Origin of the sequence: Flavobacterium anhuiense (assembly GCF_001705175.1) — a bacterium.
Classification (GTDB): domain Bacteria; phylum Bacteroidota; class Bacteroidia; order Flavobacteriales; family Flavobacteriaceae; genus Flavobacterium; species Flavobacterium anhuiense.
Genome location: NZ_CP016907.1, coordinates 1,248,319 through 1,265,863, shown reverse-complemented (window position 1 = coordinate 1,265,863; position 17,545 = coordinate 1,248,319). Strand labels below are relative to the sequence as shown.

The window sequence follows — 17,545 nt, the reverse complement described above, 5'->3', positions numbered from 1 at the left end:
TAAAAAAATAATTAATCAAGCTAATTCGTTAAATTTTAATTACATAAACATTTACTTTTGCAATCTAAGTATTTTGCAATGAATTTTCATAACATATTGATAAAATGGTATTTACAGAATAAACGCGATTTGCCATGGCGAAAAACCGTCGATCCGTACCAAATTTGGCTCTCAGAAATTATGCTTCAGCAGACGAGAGTTGTGCAAGGAATGCCTTACTTTTTCTCATTTATAAAGGAATTTCCTACTGTAAAACATTTGGCAGATGCTCCAGAAGAGAAGGTTTTGAAACTCTGGCAAGGCTTAGGATATTATTCGCGTGCTCGAAATCTTCATAAAACAGCTCAATATATAAGTAATGATTTAAATGGAATTTTCCCTGATTCTTATAAAGAACTGCTTAAGCTTAAAGGGGTAGGCGAATATACCGCAGCGGCAATAGCTTCTTTTTCTTATAATGAACCTGTTCCTGTCGTTGATGGAAACGTATTTAGAGTATTGGCTCGTTATTTTGATATCGAATCTGATATTGCGGTTCCGGCAACTAAAAAAGAGTTCGCGGCTTTGGCACAAGAATTAATGCCAAAGGATAATCCAGCGCTTTTCAATCAGGCAATAATGGAGTTTGGAGCGTTGCAATGCGTGCCTAAAAGCCCTGATTGTTCTGTTTGCGTTTTTAACGAAAGTTGTGCTGCATTGCAAAAAGGAAAGGTAAATATGCTTCCTGTAAAATCTAAAAAGCTTAAAGTGACCAATCGATATTTTAATTATCTGATTTTGGAAGATGTTTTAGGAAATACATTAATTCAGAAAAGAACCCAAAAAGGAATCTGGCATAATTTATATGAGTTTCCGTTGTTGGAAACGGAATCAATTGTTGGTTTTAACGAAGTTTCCAAAAAAGCAAAAGATGAAATTTTTCCAGAATATACTATTATAAGTATAGAAGATTACAGTAAATCGACCATTGTACATAAGCTTTCGCATCAGCATCTGCATATACAATTCTGGAAAATCAAAGTGCAAGAAAAAATCGAAAACGGAATAGATTCCCAAAAATTAAAAACCTTTCCTTTTCCTATTGCGATATATAATTTTATAGAAAAGCAAGAAATAAATTGCTAAAAAAATGTATCTTTGGTAGAAATACCACCAAAAACTATGAACGGAACATTAAATAAAGTGATGCTTATTGGCCATTTAGGCGATGATGTAAAGATGCATTATTTTGATGGAGGAAACTGCATCGGACGTTTTCAGCTGGCTACAAATGAAGTGTATATCAATAAAACGACCAATGAGAAGATTACCTCTACAGAATGGCATAATTTGGTTGTGCGTAATAAAGCCGCAGAGATTTGCGAAAAATATCTTTCTAAGGGAGATAAAATTTATGTTGAAGGAAGAATAAAATCTCGTCAGTGGCAGACAGAAGATGGAACGACAAAATATACGACCGAAATTCAGGTTACAGAGTTTACTTTTCTGACAACCAAAAAAGAAACTGCTTATACAAAACAAAACCAGGATGTAGAGTCGGCAAAAAATACTAACTTTGATGCTGCTAACGAAGGGCTTCCAATTAATGATTTGCCTTTCTAGAGTGATGTTTAACTAATTTTATGCAATTTGGACCCAGAGCCCAGTTTACTTTTTTCTACCAATCTTGACGCCAATTTAATTATTGGTTTCGTCGGAATATTTATTTTGTTATTTCTTTCAGCAATCGTTTCTGGTGCTGAAGTTGCTCTTTTTTCTTTGTCACAGCAAGATATCGACAATTCTTTAAACGATAATCCTGCAAAAGGAAAAATTATTTCAAATTTATTAGATAAGCCTAAAAAACTTCTAGCAACTTTATTGGTTGCAAATAACTTCTTCAATATCGGAGTAGTGATCCTATTTGCGTATATAGGACAAAATATTTTTGCCAATGTAGGTTCACCAGCTTTTAAATTTACGCTCGAAGTAATTCTGGTTACTTTCTTAATTTTATTATTTGGCGAAGTGCTTCCTAAGGTTTATGCAAGCAGAAATAGCATTCGATTTGCCAAACGTGTCGCTTATCCGCTGGCATTTTTAGATAAAGTGCTTTCTCCGATCAGTTTGCCAATGCGTGCTGTTACGATATATTTTCAAAACAAATTAGGAAAGCAAAAAAGTAATTTTTCTGTCAATCAACTTTCTCAGGCATTGGAACTTACCGATTCGGAAGGGACTTCAACAGAAGAACAGAAAATCCTTGAAGGAATTGTTTCTTTTGGAAATACCGATACAAAGCAGGTAATGAGTCCAAGAATTGATATTTTTGCATTGGAAATATCAGAAACATTCGCAGAAATTTATCCTAAAATAATTGAAACAGGATTTTCGAGAATTCCAGTTTATCGAGATAATATCGATCAAATTGAAGGCGTACTTTTCGTAAAAGATTTATTGCCTCATATTGATAAAGAAGAATTTGATTGGACTTCTTTGATCAGAGAAGCGTTCTTTGTTCCGGAGAATAAAAAACTGGATAATCTATTGAAGGATTTTCAGAGTTTAAAAAGCCATCTTGCAATCGTGGTTGATGAATATGGCGGAACTTCCGGATTGGTTTCTTTAGAAGATGTTATCGAGGAAATAGTGGGTGATATTAGTGATGAATTTGATGATGAAAATCTCAACTTCTCTCAAATTGATGAAAATAATTTTCTTTTTGAAGGAAAAATAAACTTGAAAGATTTCTACAGAATTGTAGATGTTGACGAAGATGTTTTTGAAGCCCATAAAGGGGAAGCAGAAACATTGGCTGGATTTATTCTGGAAATTTTAGGTAATTTCCCGAAAAAAGATCAGAAAGTGCCTTTTGAAAACTGTATTTTCACCGTAGAAACAGTAGACAAAAAGCGTGTAAAACAAATAAAAGTAACGATAAATAAAAATGCTTAATAAAATACTTTCAATAACAGCAATTTTGCTTGCGCTAACGGTTATAAGCTGTAAAAATGATGTTCTGCCTAAACCAGCGAGTTTCCTGCGATTAGATTATCCAGAAGCAAAATATGTGAATTTTGAAAACACTTGTCCGTTCACTTTTCAAATGAACGAGGATGCGATTATCAAAGGAGAAAAAGAATGCGGTTTTGCCATCACGTATCCAAAGATGAAAGCGACCATTTATTTGACGTACAAGCCAGTAAATGGCAATATTGATAAATTACTACGCGACGCTCAAAAACTGACTTACGAGCACGTTATTAAAGCCGATGATATTCTGGAACAGCCGTACTTAAATCCACAGAAAAAGGTTTACGGAATGTTTTATCAAGTAGATGGAAATGCAGCGACAAATTCTCAGTTTTACGTTACCGACAGTACCAAACACTTTTTAATTGGTTCGATGTACTTTTACGCAAAACCAAACTTTGATTCGATTATGCCTGCTGCGAGTTATGTTAAAAATGATATGCAGCGTTTGATGGAAACATTGAAGTGGAAGTAAAAAGCAAACAGATAAAAGTTTACTTTCATTTAATTTGATTGTGTCTTATCATCGTGTTGATATATCCGGGCTATCTGGTTCATTGTAATTTAGGTAATCTGGAAAAAATGTCAACACCGCCATCTCCCATAATTAGAAAATAATTTTCTGACTTTGAGAATCCTAAATATTTATTTCCCTCGTAACTATTTTGTTGCAACTCTAAAAAATATTTTTCTGCAGTCTTGTAATTTAAGAGTGTTGGCACCTTAATGTTCCAAGTAATATCAACAACTTCTATTTTCCATATATTATCTTTTGTTAATAAATTTCCACCACCACCCCTTAATCCAAAAACAAATACAGTTTCAGACTTACTCTGAACAAAAAAAGTCAGATTATCATCAGATATACTTTTTTTAAATGAATTCTCATAATCACTAAATATAATATTCTTTTTAAGAATATCATAAATAAAAATTCCATCTGCATTAATCAGCAAAATATTATCATCTGAAAGCCATCCAATTGCTATTATTCCATTTAGATGAATAGCCGAATGGTACTCCCATTCAGCTGCTTTTTCCACTAAACTTTCGTCTGATAACTCATTAAATACGCTTGCTTCATATTTGTTTTTTAACTCTTGTAATTTCATAATTATGGGTTTATAATTGTACCACTATCCGTCTGTTAGCGCAGATTTGCAATCTGTGCCGACAAAGTTTAGTAAGCGCAACAGTTGAGCGTTTCAAAAATAATATATTAACCCGAACGCTTTTATATTTAATATTCTGTATCGTGTCTCATTGCTGCGGGCACGGATTGCAAATCCGCGCTATCGGGAATATTTTTTCAGCATATTATTCTAGATATTAATATTATTTTTTGTCTTGTATTATAATTATGATTTCCAAATGTAAAAAAGCTGCAAAGTACTTATGCAAGAAAAAGCAATAATAGACTGTGCTCTTCTATAATTTTTCTCTTTTGTTTGGCTAAGTTTTTTAATATTAAAGTTCTGTATATAGTTTGTAAATGCTTCGTCAAATAGAAATTTTATAGCATTAAAAAAAATGATTCCATAGCTAATTAAGGTTAAATAAATTATTTTTATTTTTTTTGCGTTGGGCTGTTTTATATACTCATCAAAGTAAAAAAACTTTATTAAAAATAAGAATAGAAAAAAGTAAACGCTTATTAGGAAAAAATTTTTATAACTAAAATAATCATTTAATATTATTTTTTTTAAGATTAGATAATTTACTAAACCGTATACTACGGTTAATATGAAATTTACTGACATTATTTATAAAATTTAATTTAATTGATCATTAAGAAAATTGGCTATTTTTCTAACTGGAATCTCGACATGTATTTCGCCTCGGCCACCAATTCCCTCGCTAGCGCGAGCGTCTCGCTCGTGTATAATTAAAGATTTGATAATTGTTTCAGTTTGTAAATTATCTGTAATTGTATTATAGAACTGACTAGAAAAATGAATTTCAAAAAAATCCCTCTCTCAATTGTAGAAACTATTAAAGTGTTAAAGGCATTAAAAGATTGTTTTTTTGCAATTTCACGGATGAGCAGTTTATTGAAAAAATAGAAAAGGATTAGCATATAACTAAAAAAGAATATACGATTAAATTGAGGCCTTGTTATTTTGAATGTTATAAACTCTAGCTCATGTAATAAAATTATAACTACAAATATTGATGTTATCAAGAAATGAAAAACAGGTTTTAGTTTTGACACTTTATTTAAATACACATAAATATAAATATTTAGTGACAAGAAAAAAAGCATGTAAATATAGTTTAGCATGTAGATTGGAGAACTTTATATTTTCTAATTTTTAACAAATATAAATTAAAAAAAGGCACTCAAATTTGAGCGCCTTTTGAAGTTTGTTAATTTAGAATTTAAGACTTAAAATTTGAAACCTTATATGTTTTACCATCTCCAGTTTCTTGAACCACTTTAGTTAAAGATTCTGGATTTTGAATTGTTTTGTCAAAACTTACCGTTGCTGTTTTCTTGTCAAAATCAACTGTTGCTTTTTCAACTCCGTCTAGGTTTGCTAATTCTTCTTCGATGGTTTTAGCACATCCAACGGCACACGTCATTCCGTCAATTGTAAAGCTTGCAGTTTGAAGATTTTCAGCTGCGATTGGTTTGTGTTCTTTTGGAGCACTTTTTTCTTTATTTACGACTTCAAGGCTTTTGTCTTCTGCTTTTTTACAGCCAACGAACACTAAACCGGTGATTGCTGCAGCGAATAAGATTTTTGAAATTTTCATTATATATTAAATTTTAGATTGCTAATTACTTGTTTGCAAAATTAATAAAAAGAGAGAGGTCAGTTCGTAAAATAATTACAAATTTGCAGTAAAATTCGATTTATGGAAACAAAACAGTTAAAGTGGATTTACTTAGCGATTCTTTCTCTTATTTGGGGAAGCTCTTTTATTCTGATCAAAAAAGGATTGGTTGGTTTAACCGCTGTTCAAGTAGGATCGTTCCGAATCATTTTTGCCGCTTTGTTTTTGCTAATTGTAGGGTTTAATAGTCTAAAAAAGATTTCACGCCGTCAATGGAAATTTGTTGCCATAACTTCGCTTTTCGGAACTTTTATGCCAGCGTATCTTTTTGCTATTGCAGAAACTCAGGTAAATAGTTCTATTGTGGCGATTTTAAATTCGCTAACGCCTTTAAATACTTTGGTTTTAGGAATTATAGCATTTGGAATTCAATTTCAAAAACGACAAGTTTTGGGCGTTTTTGTTGGACTTCTAGGATGTCTGCTTTTGGTTTTAAGTGGAGATTCTGAGAGCGGAACTCAAAATTATCTATATGTTTTATTGGTGGTTATAGCAACGCTTAGCTACGCCATCAACGTCAATCTGATTAAAAAATATCTACACGATTTAAATTCGGTGAGTATCACAACAGGAAATTTTGCGGTTTTGCTTTTGCCTGCATTAATCATTTTAAGCACAACCGATATCAGCCAGAAAATACATTTTGCAGAAACGCAACATTCTATACTTTTTGTGGCAATTTTAGGTATTCTAGGAACAGGAATCGCGAATATTCTCTTCTTTAAATTGATTCAGATGTCATCGCCAGTTTTTGCAACATCAGTGACGTATTTGATTCCGATAGTTGCTTTTTTCTGGGGATTGTTAGATAATGAATTCCTAACGCCAATTCAGTCTGTTGGTGCTTTTATTATTTTGATTGGGGTTTATCTGTCGGCTAAGAAGTGATTTTTGAATTATGAATTATAAATTATGAGTAAGTGGATTGGCTTCGACTCCGCTCAGCCTGACAAACATGATGAAATAAAAAAGCTTTGTCAAAGTTTCGAACTTTGACAAAGCCTTAAAATCTTAGTACCTTAGTATCTTAGCGTCTTATAAAAAATCTTTCTCAGAAACTCCTTCGTTAATCTTAATATCAGACATTTTAATATCCAATTCAAAACCAACATTTTGAACTAAGTTAAAAGGAACTTTAACGCCTTTTACTTCTTTGTAATCGTTGAAATTAGTGATTTGTTCAACTGATTTTCCGCCTTGTTCTCGGACTTTAGATTCAGCTGTTTTTAATCCCGATTTAACGTCGTAATAATATTTTGTTTTGCCGTCTTTAATGACATAGGCATCGCTTCCGTTAATTGGTTCAATTCCTTCTACTTTTAGATCGGTTCTTTTTACAAGCTGCAATTCTTCAAAAGGAGCTGCATTGGCTTTCATTTCAGCTAAATCTTCGCCTTCAAGGTTTTTTCTTTGCCCTTGCTGTTCAACGTAAGCGCCTTTTTCATTAACCACCTGTTTCATTAAATTCATTGTTCCCATAGAAAGCGAAACCATCATTTTTCCTTTTGAATCTAATTTAGATGTAAAAGTTAATGGAGTAGGAGCTTGCGGAATTGTTGTGGAACCATTCATGTATAATGTTTTTACGGCTGTAACTGCTTTTTCTCCGCCAATAGCATTAATGTAGTTTTCAAAAACTGTTTTTGCACTAATGTCTTTTGGTGCTTCTTTTTTTGCTGATGGTTTTTCAACTGGATTTCCGTATTTATCGAAATACGAAATCGGAATCTGAAGTTTTTCTAAACCAGGAATAACATCAGATCCTTTTCCAACAATAACAATTCGCATATTGTCCAATAAAAAGTATTTGTTGGCAACGCGATAAATATCATCAGCAGTTACGTTATTGATGGTTTGAATGTATTTTTCGTAGAAATCAGCAGGAAGTTTTTCTGTTTCAATATTTAAGGCATAACGTGCAACAGCTTGAGGTTTTTCAACCTGCATTACAAATCTTCCTATATAACCTGCTTTTACGTTTCTTAAAACTTCTGGATCAACTCTTTCGGTTCTAATTCTTTTAATTTCTTTTACAAACTGAACAACTGCACTGTCTGTAACAGTATTTCTAACGGCCGAAGACGCTTTGAATTTAGTCACATATTTTCCGCTTCCAATGCTTGAATTTGCGCCGTAAGTCCATGCGTGCTGCTCGCGAAGATTCATGTTTAAATAACTGTTAAAATCGCCTCCTAAAATTTGATTAGCAATAACTGCTGGGAAAAAATCAGGATCGCTCATTCTTAAATTAATAGTATTCACCAATGAAATTTCAGATTGAACGGCATTTGGAACGTCAACAAAATCTATTTGTAAATTTGAAACATTCGTCGGATTTGGATAAGTGTTTTTTGGCGCTGCCTGTTTTTTCCATCCGCTGAATAATTTTTCAATAGCTGTTTTTACCTCTTTAAATTTTACATCGCCAATAACCACCAAATAAGCATTTTCTGGAACAAAGTAAGTATTGTAATTGTTTTGAACATCTGCCAGCGTAACATTTTTTACAGTTTCTTCAGAAAGATATTCTCCTGCTGGATGATTTTTTCCAAAAGCCAAAACATCTACGACTCTATTTGAAATGGCAGGAACGCTTTTTTCGTCGGCTTTTAATCCTTCCAAAAGTTTTGCTTTTTCTTTGTCAAATTCTGTCTGAGTGAAATTTGGCTGTAAGGCTCCTTCTGCCAAAAGTTCTAAAACACGTCCCGAATATTTTGATAATGTACTTGCATAAGCACCTTGAGAAGTGAAATTGATATTAGCTCCGTAAAAATCAATTTCTTCGTTAAAAGCTTCTTTAGTTGTTTTTTTGGTTCCGTTTCCGATTAAGCTGCTAGTTAATTCATCAACCCCTTTTTTATTTCCTTCAGTAAATGGAGCATTATCTAAAGTAAGTGTATAGCTCACTCTTGGCAATTTGTGGTTTTCAACAACCAAAACTTTCATACCGTTTGCTAAAACAAAGGTCTGAGGTTTTTTGATGTTGACTACTGGGGCATTTCCTGGTTTGGGTTGTGGACGATCTTGTGCTTGCATAATTCCAGTTAGGAAAATAAGGATTAAAAAAGTATGTATTTTTTTCATGATTCGATATTCTTAGTTTTGAGATTTGGCTGCTGGAATATAATCTAAAATCAAACGCTGATTCGGGTTCAAATACTTTTTGGCAACTTCTCTAATTTCTTCTCTTGTAATCGAGTGATAAATGTCGATTTCGGTATTGATCAAATTAACGTCTCCATAAAGTAAATAATACGAAGCAAGATTTTCTGCAATTCCTTCCACGCTTGAATTGGCGTTTACATAATTGTTATCGAATTTGTTCTGTAATTTTTGATAATCTTTTTCAGAAATAAGATCGGTTTGGATTTTTACAATTTCCTCATCCATTTCTTTTAAAATATCATTAATGGTGTAGGGAGCCATCGGCAGGCCGTAAAGAATGTATGTTCCGTAATCTTCTTGGCTAAATCCTACTGCGCCAATCTGTAGTGCCATTTTTTTATCGTCAACTATTTTTTTGTAAAGTTTAGAGCTTTTCCCATCACTCAAATAAGAAGAAATTAAGTCTAATACTCTAGCGTCTCTAGTTTTCATTGAAGGCGTTCTGTACGAAGCCACAATCATCGGAATCTGAATGTTCGGATCTTCGTAAGTAGCCTTAATGGTTTGTGTAATTGGCTCTTCAGTAAAAGTTTGCTTTTTAACTTCTTCACCTCTTGGAATTGGTCCGAAATATTTCTGAATCCATTCTTTTGTTTTTGTTTTTTCGAAATCTCCGGCAACCACTAAAACGGCATTGTTTGGTGTGTAGAATTTTTTATTAAAAGCCTGAAATTCTTCCAGAGTTGCCGCGTCCAAATCTTTCATTGAACCGATAGTCGTCCATCTATAAGGGTGATTTTTGAACATGTTTTTCTTAACCTCTGCCAGAATATTTCCATACGGCTGATTGTCGTAACGCATTCTTTTTTCCTCTTTTACAACTTCATTTTGTGTATCTACGCCAACTTTGTTGATGATAGGATGCATTAATCTCTCAGATTCCATCCATAAGCCAAGCTCTAAGCTGTTAGAGGGAAAAACTTCATAATAATACGTTCTATCGTCAGAAGTGTTAGCATTGTTAACTCCACCATTTGCGGTAACGATTTTCATCCATTCCCCGCGTTTTATATTCTGAGTTCCTTCAAATAATAAATGCTCAAAGAAGTGTGCAAAACCTGTTCGGTCCGGACGTTCGTCTTTTGATCCAACATGGTACATTACCGAGGTGATAACAACAGGAGCAGACGGATCATTGTGTAAAATGACATGCAATCCATTGTCTAAATCGTATTCTTCAAAAGCTACTTTTTGGGCATGAGCCACTCCGCCAAGCATTAATGCTGCACTTAACATCATTATTGATTTTTTCATAAAGATTAATAATTTTAAAATATCAACAATAGTAGGTAGACAAGAGTTGATTTTAGTTACATCAAAAATAGTTTTTTTTAGTTATGTATTGCAGAATTGTTTTCAAATAAATGCTATTTTAACAATCTTTTACTTTAAATTAATTTTGTTTTCTGTGCGGAACTGCTTGAAAAACAAGGATTTTTTAGCAGAAAATATTTTTGCTTTTATGGGTTGCATAGTAAATTATTAGTTGTATATTTGCAACCTTAAAATTCAATAAATCAATTTGATATGTATGCAATCGTAGAGATAGCAGGGCAACAATTTAAAGTAAGCAAAGACTTAAAGGTTTATGTTCACCGTTTAGCTAACGAAGAAGGTTCAAAAGTTTCTTTTGACAAAGTTCTTTTGTTAGATGACAATGGAAATGTAACTTTAGGCGCCCCAGCTATAGAAGGTGCTTCAGTAGAAGCTAAAGTGTTACAACACTTAAAAGGAGATAAAGTTATCGTTTTCAAAAAGAAAAGAAGAAAAGGATACAAAAAAAGAAATGGTCACAGACAATATCTTACTCAAATTGTAATTGAAGGTATTACTGCAGCAGGAGGAACAAAAAAAGCAGCAGCTAAAAAAGCAGTTGTAGCAGAAGATGCAGCAGCTACTGAAGAAGTAGAAGCAGCTCCAAAAGCAAAAAAAGCAGCTCCAAAAGCAAAAAAAGAGACTACTAAAGAATAATAACAATATTTAAACTCATACGTCATGGCTCACAAGAAAGGTGTCGGTAGTTCGAAGAATGGTAGAGAATCAGAATCAAAACGTCTAGGCGTTAAGATTTATGGTGGTCAAGCTGCTATTGCTGGAAACATCATCGTTAGACAAAGAGGTTCAAAACACAATCCAGGTGAAAACGTTTACATCAGTAAAGATCACACTTTACATGCTAAAGTTGATGGAGTTGTTAAGTTCCAAAAGAAAAGAGATAACAAATCTTATGTATCTATTATCCCATTCGAGGCATAATAATCATAGATTACTTTTTATAAAAAACCCGTTCTGTAAAGATCGGGTTTTTTATTTTCAACACATTGCGTTAAGTAAAAAACTTACATTTGTAAAATTGGGGATAATTGGATATCTTCAAACTTTTTAAATGTTATAAGTTGAAAAAAATATTCTTATTTGCCCTTTTGTTCTGTATAAGCACTTACGGTAAAGTTGTATCAGATAGTGTTGCTATTCATTTGAGTGTTTTAAGCAATAAGAAGAAAAATGTTCTGTATGAATTTGAAGTTCTAAAAAAGAATGGTTTCAATACAAATAAGTTTTGGAATGCGCATAAAAATGAACTTCCTGATTTAAGTAATAATCTAAGAGATGAGCTAGCAAAAGAGATTTTTCTAAATTCAGATATTGTTTATACTTCGCAAAAAGATTCTGCTGTTCAATTGTGGATGCAGACGCAATTGCTAACCAATTGGATGTTTTATCTTTCTGCATTTATAGCTATTTGTGCTGTTATTGCTTTGTTTAAAAAATATTGGAGTCTACTAATTCGATTTTTGGTGAATCATTTGGCTCCTATAGTAAGGATTTTGTTTTCACCGGTTTTACTGACTCTTGAATTGCTTTTAATTGGAGCAGCTTGTGTAATTTATGGCTGTATTGTTGAAGAATTTGTATTGCGGACCGTAATTATACATCTAGGCTTGTTTTTGTTATGGAGTCAGTCTACGGCTTTGTTTACAAAAGAATACTGGATTAAGAAGTATGCTTATGAAATAGAAAATAATTTTTGGGGCAAAGATTCTTGGGAAACCATAAAAACGATATGTTTTCCGGTTTTTATAGTTACAATTGCACTTTTATATGTGCTGTATAAAGTTCCTGCCGATATTTTTTATAATTACGAAGTAGTTTTGTCTGGAATTGCTGCGGTTTATGCTTTGCCTTTCTGGCGTTCCTTAGAAAAATATATTTATCCTGTTTTATTTCCCTTTTATAAAGAAGATGATAGAGACAGAAGCGTTAATTCTCTTGCGGCTTGCACTGTTGTTACGGTTATTGTCATGATAGTATTGGCACTGCAAGAAAATCTTATTTTTTATAATATTATCTCGGCTCTAATTGGTTTATTGATATTGTCATTTTTAATTTTATCATTAAAAATGAATCATAAATACAGTTTAAGAAACTATTATTTTATACAATTAGTTACGCTTCTGTTTTTTAGCGCCGTTTTTATGTACGGTTTTTATCTTCACTTAAATGAAGTGATCTGGTTTACAATTATAGGATCAACTTTGTTTATAATACTAAAGTACATGGAAGCTTTTTCTTTTGGGAAAAGAGGAAAAGGCTGGGCTTGGAAACTTCTTGGTTTAGCTTTACTATTGTGGCTGATGGGTAAAGGGATTTTGTTTGTTTCAAAGCAAATATTTGCAGCTTAGTTATCTGTAAAAGAAAAACCTTTGTCAGAGTTTTAAACTTTGACAAAGACTATAAAGATTTTTCGTGTGATTGGAATTTGGAATTTAAAACATTTATTCCTCAGTATCCTTAGTTTCTTCCAGATCTTCTGTTTTCTTGCCCACTTTTACTTTCGGATTATCTTGAGTTCCGGTAACCGTTAATGGAATTCCGAAAATGCCAAAAGGAGGCAATCCTAAGCGCATTTTTAAGTTCAGTTTTCCGTCTAGGCTTGTTGTGCCTTCAATTCTTGGTCTAAAGCCTGCAAACTTAAATTTAAAGCGGTCTACCGTTATAATATTGTTCTTAACCGTTGTTTTAATGTCCACTTTAGAAAGATCGGGATTTTTCATCGATTCAGAATTGGTTTGCTTGCTTACGGCATTAAACATTTTCAAACCTCTAACTTTTACATCTTTTACAGAAAGAGTGCCGCCACCAATAAGAGAAGGATAAACAGGATCCATATTTCCGTTTAAACGGCCTTTAAGCTGGTAATCTAATGAAACAATTCCTTGCGCTTTTTCTGCGGCACTTGCCATTTTTCTGAAAACTTCGATTTCATTATACGCTCGTTTTATATCAAAATCGGTTGCTTTGATGGCGTAATCAAAATTGGCTTTTTGTGGCGTTACAGCTTGATAATTGGCATTCATAGATACATTGCATCCAATTAAATTAAAGCCAGTATTCTGCATGGTCAATTTGCCATTTTTCATAGTTAGATTTCCAGTTGCATTTTGAAGATTTAATTTGTCAAAATATACTTTTTGAGCATTGGCAATCAACTGTAAGTTCAAATTGGTTGGAATAATGATAACGCCAGTCTGAGTGTTTTCAGATGGTTTTGCTTCTTTCTTAGGAGCAGAAGTCTGTGTTACAGATGTATTTGGATCTACGCTCGACATGAATTCGTCAACATTTATATATCGAGAAGTAACTTTAAAAGAACCTTTTAAAACGCCTGTATTAGTCATTACGTAATTGAAAACATTCTGTAAATATCCATTCAATTTAAAATCAGATTGCCCGTATGCGGCGAGGAAATTATTGAAAGACATTTTATCCTGATTGATTTTAAAAATTCCTTCTTTGATAATAAATTTCTTTGGGAGGTATTCAGAAGCAATTCCGATATTTCTTAATTCGAGCGTTCCTTTATTGTTTAATTTGCTGTAATTTCCTTTTTCGGCATCGCTTTGCTTTCCTTTTAAAGATACATCAGCTTTTACAAAACCATCAAGATCAAGACCTTTTTGCGAGAAAACTTTGTAAATTCGGCTGATATCCAATTCGCCTTTGGCTTTTACATCATAAGTCAAATCGTCAAAATTGCTTAAGTCGGCCTGTACAAAAACAGGTTTGCCTTCAAAAGTAAATTGAGTTGGCGTTAAGTTTACTTTTAAATCGGCAAATGTTCCTTTCTGGTTTTCTATTTTCGATTTAATTGTAATATTGGTAATAGGATTTGGATAATATGGCGTTTTTAAATATCCATTGTCCAAATTAAGAACTCCATTTGTAACAGGAAAACGTTTGTTTTTTTGATCAAAGATTCCGTTTGCTTTTACATCGCCTGCCAAAGTCCCTTTTAATTCAATATCAGGAATCCCAAGTGCCTTGATTAATTTTTCAAGATCAATTTTAGCTTTAAAATCAGCATTAATATCTGGCGTGTTTATGCCTTTAATCAAGAATTTCGATTTTAAATAATCCTGATTGATGTTTAGCGATAAGTTTTTTGCGTCAACAATTACTAAATCTGGGTTTAGAGAAGGGACAGTTGTTTTGATGTCTAAATTCAAATTTGAAACTGGAAATGCGCTTTTGTTATAATTAACAAAACCGTCAGTTACTTTTACATCCAAATCTAAATCTGGCGCAATGTTTTCAGAAGTAATATATTTTCCTTTTAAAGTTAACAGCAAATCTGTGTTTCCTTTTAAATCTGTCTTAGAAAGCCATGTAATGTATTTTGGAGGCAATGCTGTAAAGACGTCATAAAGTTTGCTGTTATTGGATTTAATAACGAAATCCATATTGTAGCCGTCCTTCAAAATATCGAATTTCCCTTTAAAATCGACCAAAAGCTGATTGATTTTAAGGTTATTTTGCTGGAAAAAGAAAGAAAGCGAGTTGATGTTTACTTTTGTAATCAGATCAGCATCGATCTTTTTGTTCATTAAATATGGTTCGTCTTCGTAGACGATATTTAATTTTTCGATGTTCGCTTTAGAATATAAATCGAAAACAGCTTTGTTTAAATCTCCTTTTCCTAAATAGTTAAATCCGTATGCGTCAAAATGGACTTTAGTCGATTTATCATCATAAACAATTTTACTGTTTAAAATTTCGATTCGTTCTAGTTTTAGCGCTGCATCACTGCTGTCTTTAGCTTTAGAAGCTTGTTCTTGTGATTTGTAGATGTTGTAATTCGCTTCTCCTTCCGGATTTACTTTTACGTTTATAAAAGAATCTGATAAATAAATCTGATCAATTTTTACCGATTTGCTGAAAATCAGACTCGCTACATTTATTCCGAAAGAAACCTCTTTTGCGGTAATGAATTTTTCGTTGGTATATGGAGCCGAACCATTCAAACTTAAGTTGTCTAAGGTCAAGGTAAGTGATGGAAAATGGTGAAAAAATGACACCGAAACATCAGAATAATTCAGTTCAGCACTTAATCTTTCGTTAGCCGTTTTCTTAATTTGTTCTTTAATCTGATCCTCAAAGACGATAGGCGTTAAAAATAATAATCCGATAATTACCGCAAAGGTTATTCCGGTATACTTCGCAATTTTAAAAACGATTGATCTGGATTTATTTTTCTGCATAGCGAATTGTGGTTTTTATATTAAAATAGAATTGAAAAAGAATATAATTTATCCGTGAACGGTTTCACTTTTACCATAATTGGTAATGATAGAACCTTCATATTCAATCCATTCCTTCCATCTTTTATCAATGTCAATATTGTCTTGATATTTTCTGGCAAATCCTAAAAAAGTAGTGTAATGTCCTGCTTCAGAAATCATTAAATCGCGGTAGAATTTAGCCAATTCTTCGTCTTTTATATTTTCCGAAAGCACTTTAAAGCGTTCGCAGCTTCTGGCTTCAATCATTGCCGAAAACAATAATCGGTCACAGAGAGCGTCTCTTCTGCTTCCGTCTTTTTTCATGAATTTGAAAAGTTCATTTACATAATGATCCTTTCTTTCGCGTCCCAAAGTAAGTCCGCGTTGTTTTATAATGTTATGAACCATCTGAAAATGTTCCAGTTCTTCTCTGGCAATTTCAAGCATTTCGGTTACCAATTCTTCGATTTCAGAGTTGTAAGTGACGATACTAATCGCGTTTGAAGCCGCTTTTTGTTCGCACCAGGCGTGATCCGTTAAAATTTCTTCGATATTTGACTCAACGATATTTACCCAGCGAGGGTCTGTAGCTAATTTTAATCCCAACATAATTTCCCAGCATTTAGATTTTGCAAAATTAGTGTTTTTTTGCGACCGAATTTCAGGAAATTGGGTGCAAATCCGCGGAAAAAAGCATTATTTTGTAATGTGAAACAAAGTTTATGAATCAAATAAAAAAACTTTTAATTGTTGGGTTTGTCTGGCCCGAGCCAAAGTCTTCTGCAGCAGGCGGAAGAATGATGCAATTGATTTCTATTTTTAAGGAAAATGGATTTGAAATCACATTTGCAAGTGCGGCTCAGGACAGCGATTTTATGGTTGATTTGTCTGAATTTGGAGTAATAAAAAAAAGCATCGAACTTAATTCTTCAAGTTTTGATGATTTTGTAGCCGAATTAAATCCAGATGTTGTCTTATTTGATCGTTTTATGGTCGAAGAACAGTTTGGTTGGCGAGTTGTTGAAAAATGCCCAAATGCAATCCGAATTTTAGATACTGAAGATTTGCATTGTCTGCGAACCGCAAGGCAAAAAGCTTTTAAAGAAAATCGAGCTTTTGAGCTTCAGGATTTACTGTCTGAAGAAGTAGCAAAACGAGAAATTGCCAGTATTTTACGTTGCGATTTATCTTTGATTATATCAGAATTTGAAATGAATATTCTGAAAGAGGTTTTTAAAATCAATGAGGATTTACTCTTTTATCTTCCTTTTTTGGTTGATGAAATGAACGAAGAAGATTTGCTACAATTGCCTTCTTTTGAAAACCGAAATGATTTTGTTTTTATTGGAAATTTTCTTCACGAGCCCAATTGGAATACCGTTCAATATCTAAAAGAAGCCATTTGGCCTACTATAAAAAAAGATTTTCCAGAAGCAGTTTTGAAGGTTTATGGTGCTTATCCTTCGCAAAAAGTATTGCAGTTGCATCAGCCTAAAAACGGGTTTTTCATTATGGGAAGGGCAGAAGATGCTAATGAAATTGTGAAAAATGCCAAAGTAGTTTTAGCGCCAATTCGTTTTGGAGCAGGTCTGAAAGGAAAATTATTAGAAGCTATGCAATGCGGAACGCCAAGCGCAACAACATCTGTTGGTTCTGAAGCTATGCACGGCGGTCTGCCTTGGAATGGCTGTATTGAAGATGATGCAGTAGAATTTGCTAAAAAAGCTATTGCGCTGTATCAAAATGAAAATCTTTGGAAGCAGTCTCAAAAAACCGGAATCGAAATCATCAATAAATGTTATCAGAAAAGTAATTACTCAAATGAATTAATTTCATTGGTAAATTCTCTTTTGATTGATTCCAAAAGTCATCGTCTTCACAATTTTATGGGAAATCTGCTGCAGCATCATGCGTTTAAAAGTACAATGTATATGTCCAAATGGATTGAAGCGAAGAATAAATAGTCTCAG

15 protein-coding genes are annotated in these 17,545 nt (G+C 33.1%); 9 read left to right on the top strand and 6 right to left on the bottom strand.

The genetic code is table 11. The features are described 5' to 3' along the window. Positions 1-78 precede the first annotated feature (78 nt). The 4 genes from mutY to gldD are packed head-to-tail and all read left to right on the top strand — an operon-like array spanning position 79 to position 3,487. Entirely contained in the window at positions 79-1,125 is a 1,047-nt protein-coding gene (gene mutY, locus BB050_RS05330) for an A/G-specific adenine glycosylase (RefSeq protein WP_066032866.1), read from the top strand. 36 nt (positions 1,126-1,161) lie between these two features. Then, a complete protein-coding gene (locus BB050_RS05325; protein WP_008466647.1) occupies positions 1,162-1,602 on the top strand; it encodes a single-stranded DNA-binding protein in 441 nt (146 codons plus the stop codon). A gap of 27 nt (positions 1,603-1,629) precedes the next feature. Then, complete coding sequence (locus BB050_RS05320) at positions 1,630-2,934, top strand: gliding motility-associated protein GldE (RefSeq protein ID WP_066032865.1); 1,305 nt, start codon at positions 1,630-1,632, stop codon at positions 2,932-2,934. Further along, positions 2,927-3,487, top strand: a complete 561-nt coding sequence (gene gldD / locus BB050_RS05315; protein WP_066032864.1) for a gliding motility lipoprotein GldD — start codon at positions 2,927-2,929, stop codon at positions 3,485-3,487. The genes BB050_RS05320 and gldD overlap by 8 nt, the downstream gene beginning before the upstream one ends. Positions 3,488-3,566: 79 nt before the next feature. Here the strand turns inward: gldD and BB050_RS05310 are convergent, their stop codons facing one another. Continuing rightward, the gene (locus BB050_RS05310; RefSeq protein WP_066032863.1) at positions 3,567-4,124 is read right to left on the bottom strand and encodes a hypothetical protein; all 558 of its coding nucleotides are present in this window, start codon (positions 4,122-4,124) and stop codon (positions 3,567-3,569) included. A 1,267-nt stretch (positions 4,125-5,391) separates the two neighbouring features. Then, entirely contained in the window at positions 5,392-5,769 is a 378-nt protein-coding gene (locus BB050_RS05295; protein WP_066032860.1) for a heavy-metal-associated domain-containing protein, read from the bottom strand. A 102-nt stretch (positions 5,770-5,871) separates the two neighbouring features. Between BB050_RS05295 and BB050_RS05290 the strand changes: the two genes are divergently transcribed. Then, positions 5,872-6,738 (top strand): DMT family transporter, encoded by an 867-nt coding sequence (locus BB050_RS05290; protein ID WP_066032859.1) that lies wholly within the window; start codon positions 5,872-5,874, stop codon positions 6,736-6,738. Positions 6,739-6,885: 147 nt separating this feature from the next. On the opposite strand, the gene BB050_RS05285 is transcribed toward BB050_RS05290, so the two are convergent. Continuing rightward, a complete protein-coding gene (locus tag BB050_RS05285) occupies positions 6,886-8,934 on the bottom strand; it encodes a M16 family metallopeptidase (protein ID WP_066032858.1) in 2,049 nt (682 codons plus the stop codon). Between the two features lie 12 nt (positions 8,935-8,946). Further along, positions 8,947-10,269: a M16 family metallopeptidase gene (locus BB050_RS05280; RefSeq protein ID WP_066032857.1), complete on the bottom strand. Its 1,323-nt coding sequence runs from the start codon at positions 10,267-10,269 to the stop codon at positions 8,947-8,949. Between the two features lie 273 nt (positions 10,270-10,542). On the opposite strand from BB050_RS05280, the gene rplU reads away from it, so the two are divergent. The 3 genes from rplU (at position 10,543) to BB050_RS05265 (ending at position 12,698) form a co-directional block, all read left to right on the top strand. Beyond that, on the top strand, positions 10,543-10,986 hold the full coding sequence (gene rplU, locus BB050_RS05275; protein ID WP_008466656.1) for a 50S ribosomal protein L21: 444 nt from the start codon (positions 10,543-10,545) through the stop codon (positions 10,984-10,986). 24 nt (positions 10,987-11,010) lie between these two features. Then, positions 11,011-11,271 carry a 50S ribosomal protein L27 gene (gene rpmA / locus BB050_RS05270; RefSeq protein WP_008466657.1) on the top strand — a complete coding sequence of 87 codons (261 nt, stop codon included), beginning with the start codon at positions 11,011-11,013 and terminating at the stop codon, positions 11,269-11,271. Positions 11,272-11,411: 140 nt separating this feature from the next. Further along, the gene (locus BB050_RS05265) at positions 11,412-12,698 is read left to right on the top strand and encodes a hypothetical protein (RefSeq protein ID WP_236940422.1); all 1,287 of its coding nucleotides are present in this window, start codon (positions 11,412-11,414) and stop codon (positions 12,696-12,698) included. A gap of 93 nt (positions 12,699-12,791) precedes the next feature. Here BB050_RS05265 and BB050_RS05260 read toward each other — a convergent pair whose 3' ends face one another. Both BB050_RS05260 and BB050_RS05255 read right to left on the bottom strand, forming a co-directional pair. Beyond that, the gene (locus BB050_RS05260) at positions 12,792-15,554 is read right to left on the bottom strand and encodes an AsmA-like C-terminal region-containing protein (RefSeq protein ID WP_066032855.1); all 2,763 of its coding nucleotides are present in this window, start codon (positions 15,552-15,554) and stop codon (positions 12,792-12,794) included. 48 nt (positions 15,555-15,602) lie between these two features. Next, positions 15,603-16,184: a MiaE family protein gene (locus tag BB050_RS05255; protein ID WP_066032854.1), complete on the bottom strand. Its 582-nt coding sequence runs from the start codon at positions 16,182-16,184 to the stop codon at positions 15,603-15,605. A gap of 113 nt (positions 16,185-16,297) precedes the next feature. Between BB050_RS05255 and BB050_RS05250 the strand changes: the two genes are divergently transcribed. After that, positions 16,298-17,539, top strand: coding sequence for a glycosyltransferase (locus BB050_RS05250; RefSeq protein ID WP_066032853.1), 1,242 nt, complete (start codon positions 16,298-16,300; stop codon positions 17,537-17,539). The last annotated feature ends 6 nt before the right edge of the window (positions 17,540-17,545 follow it).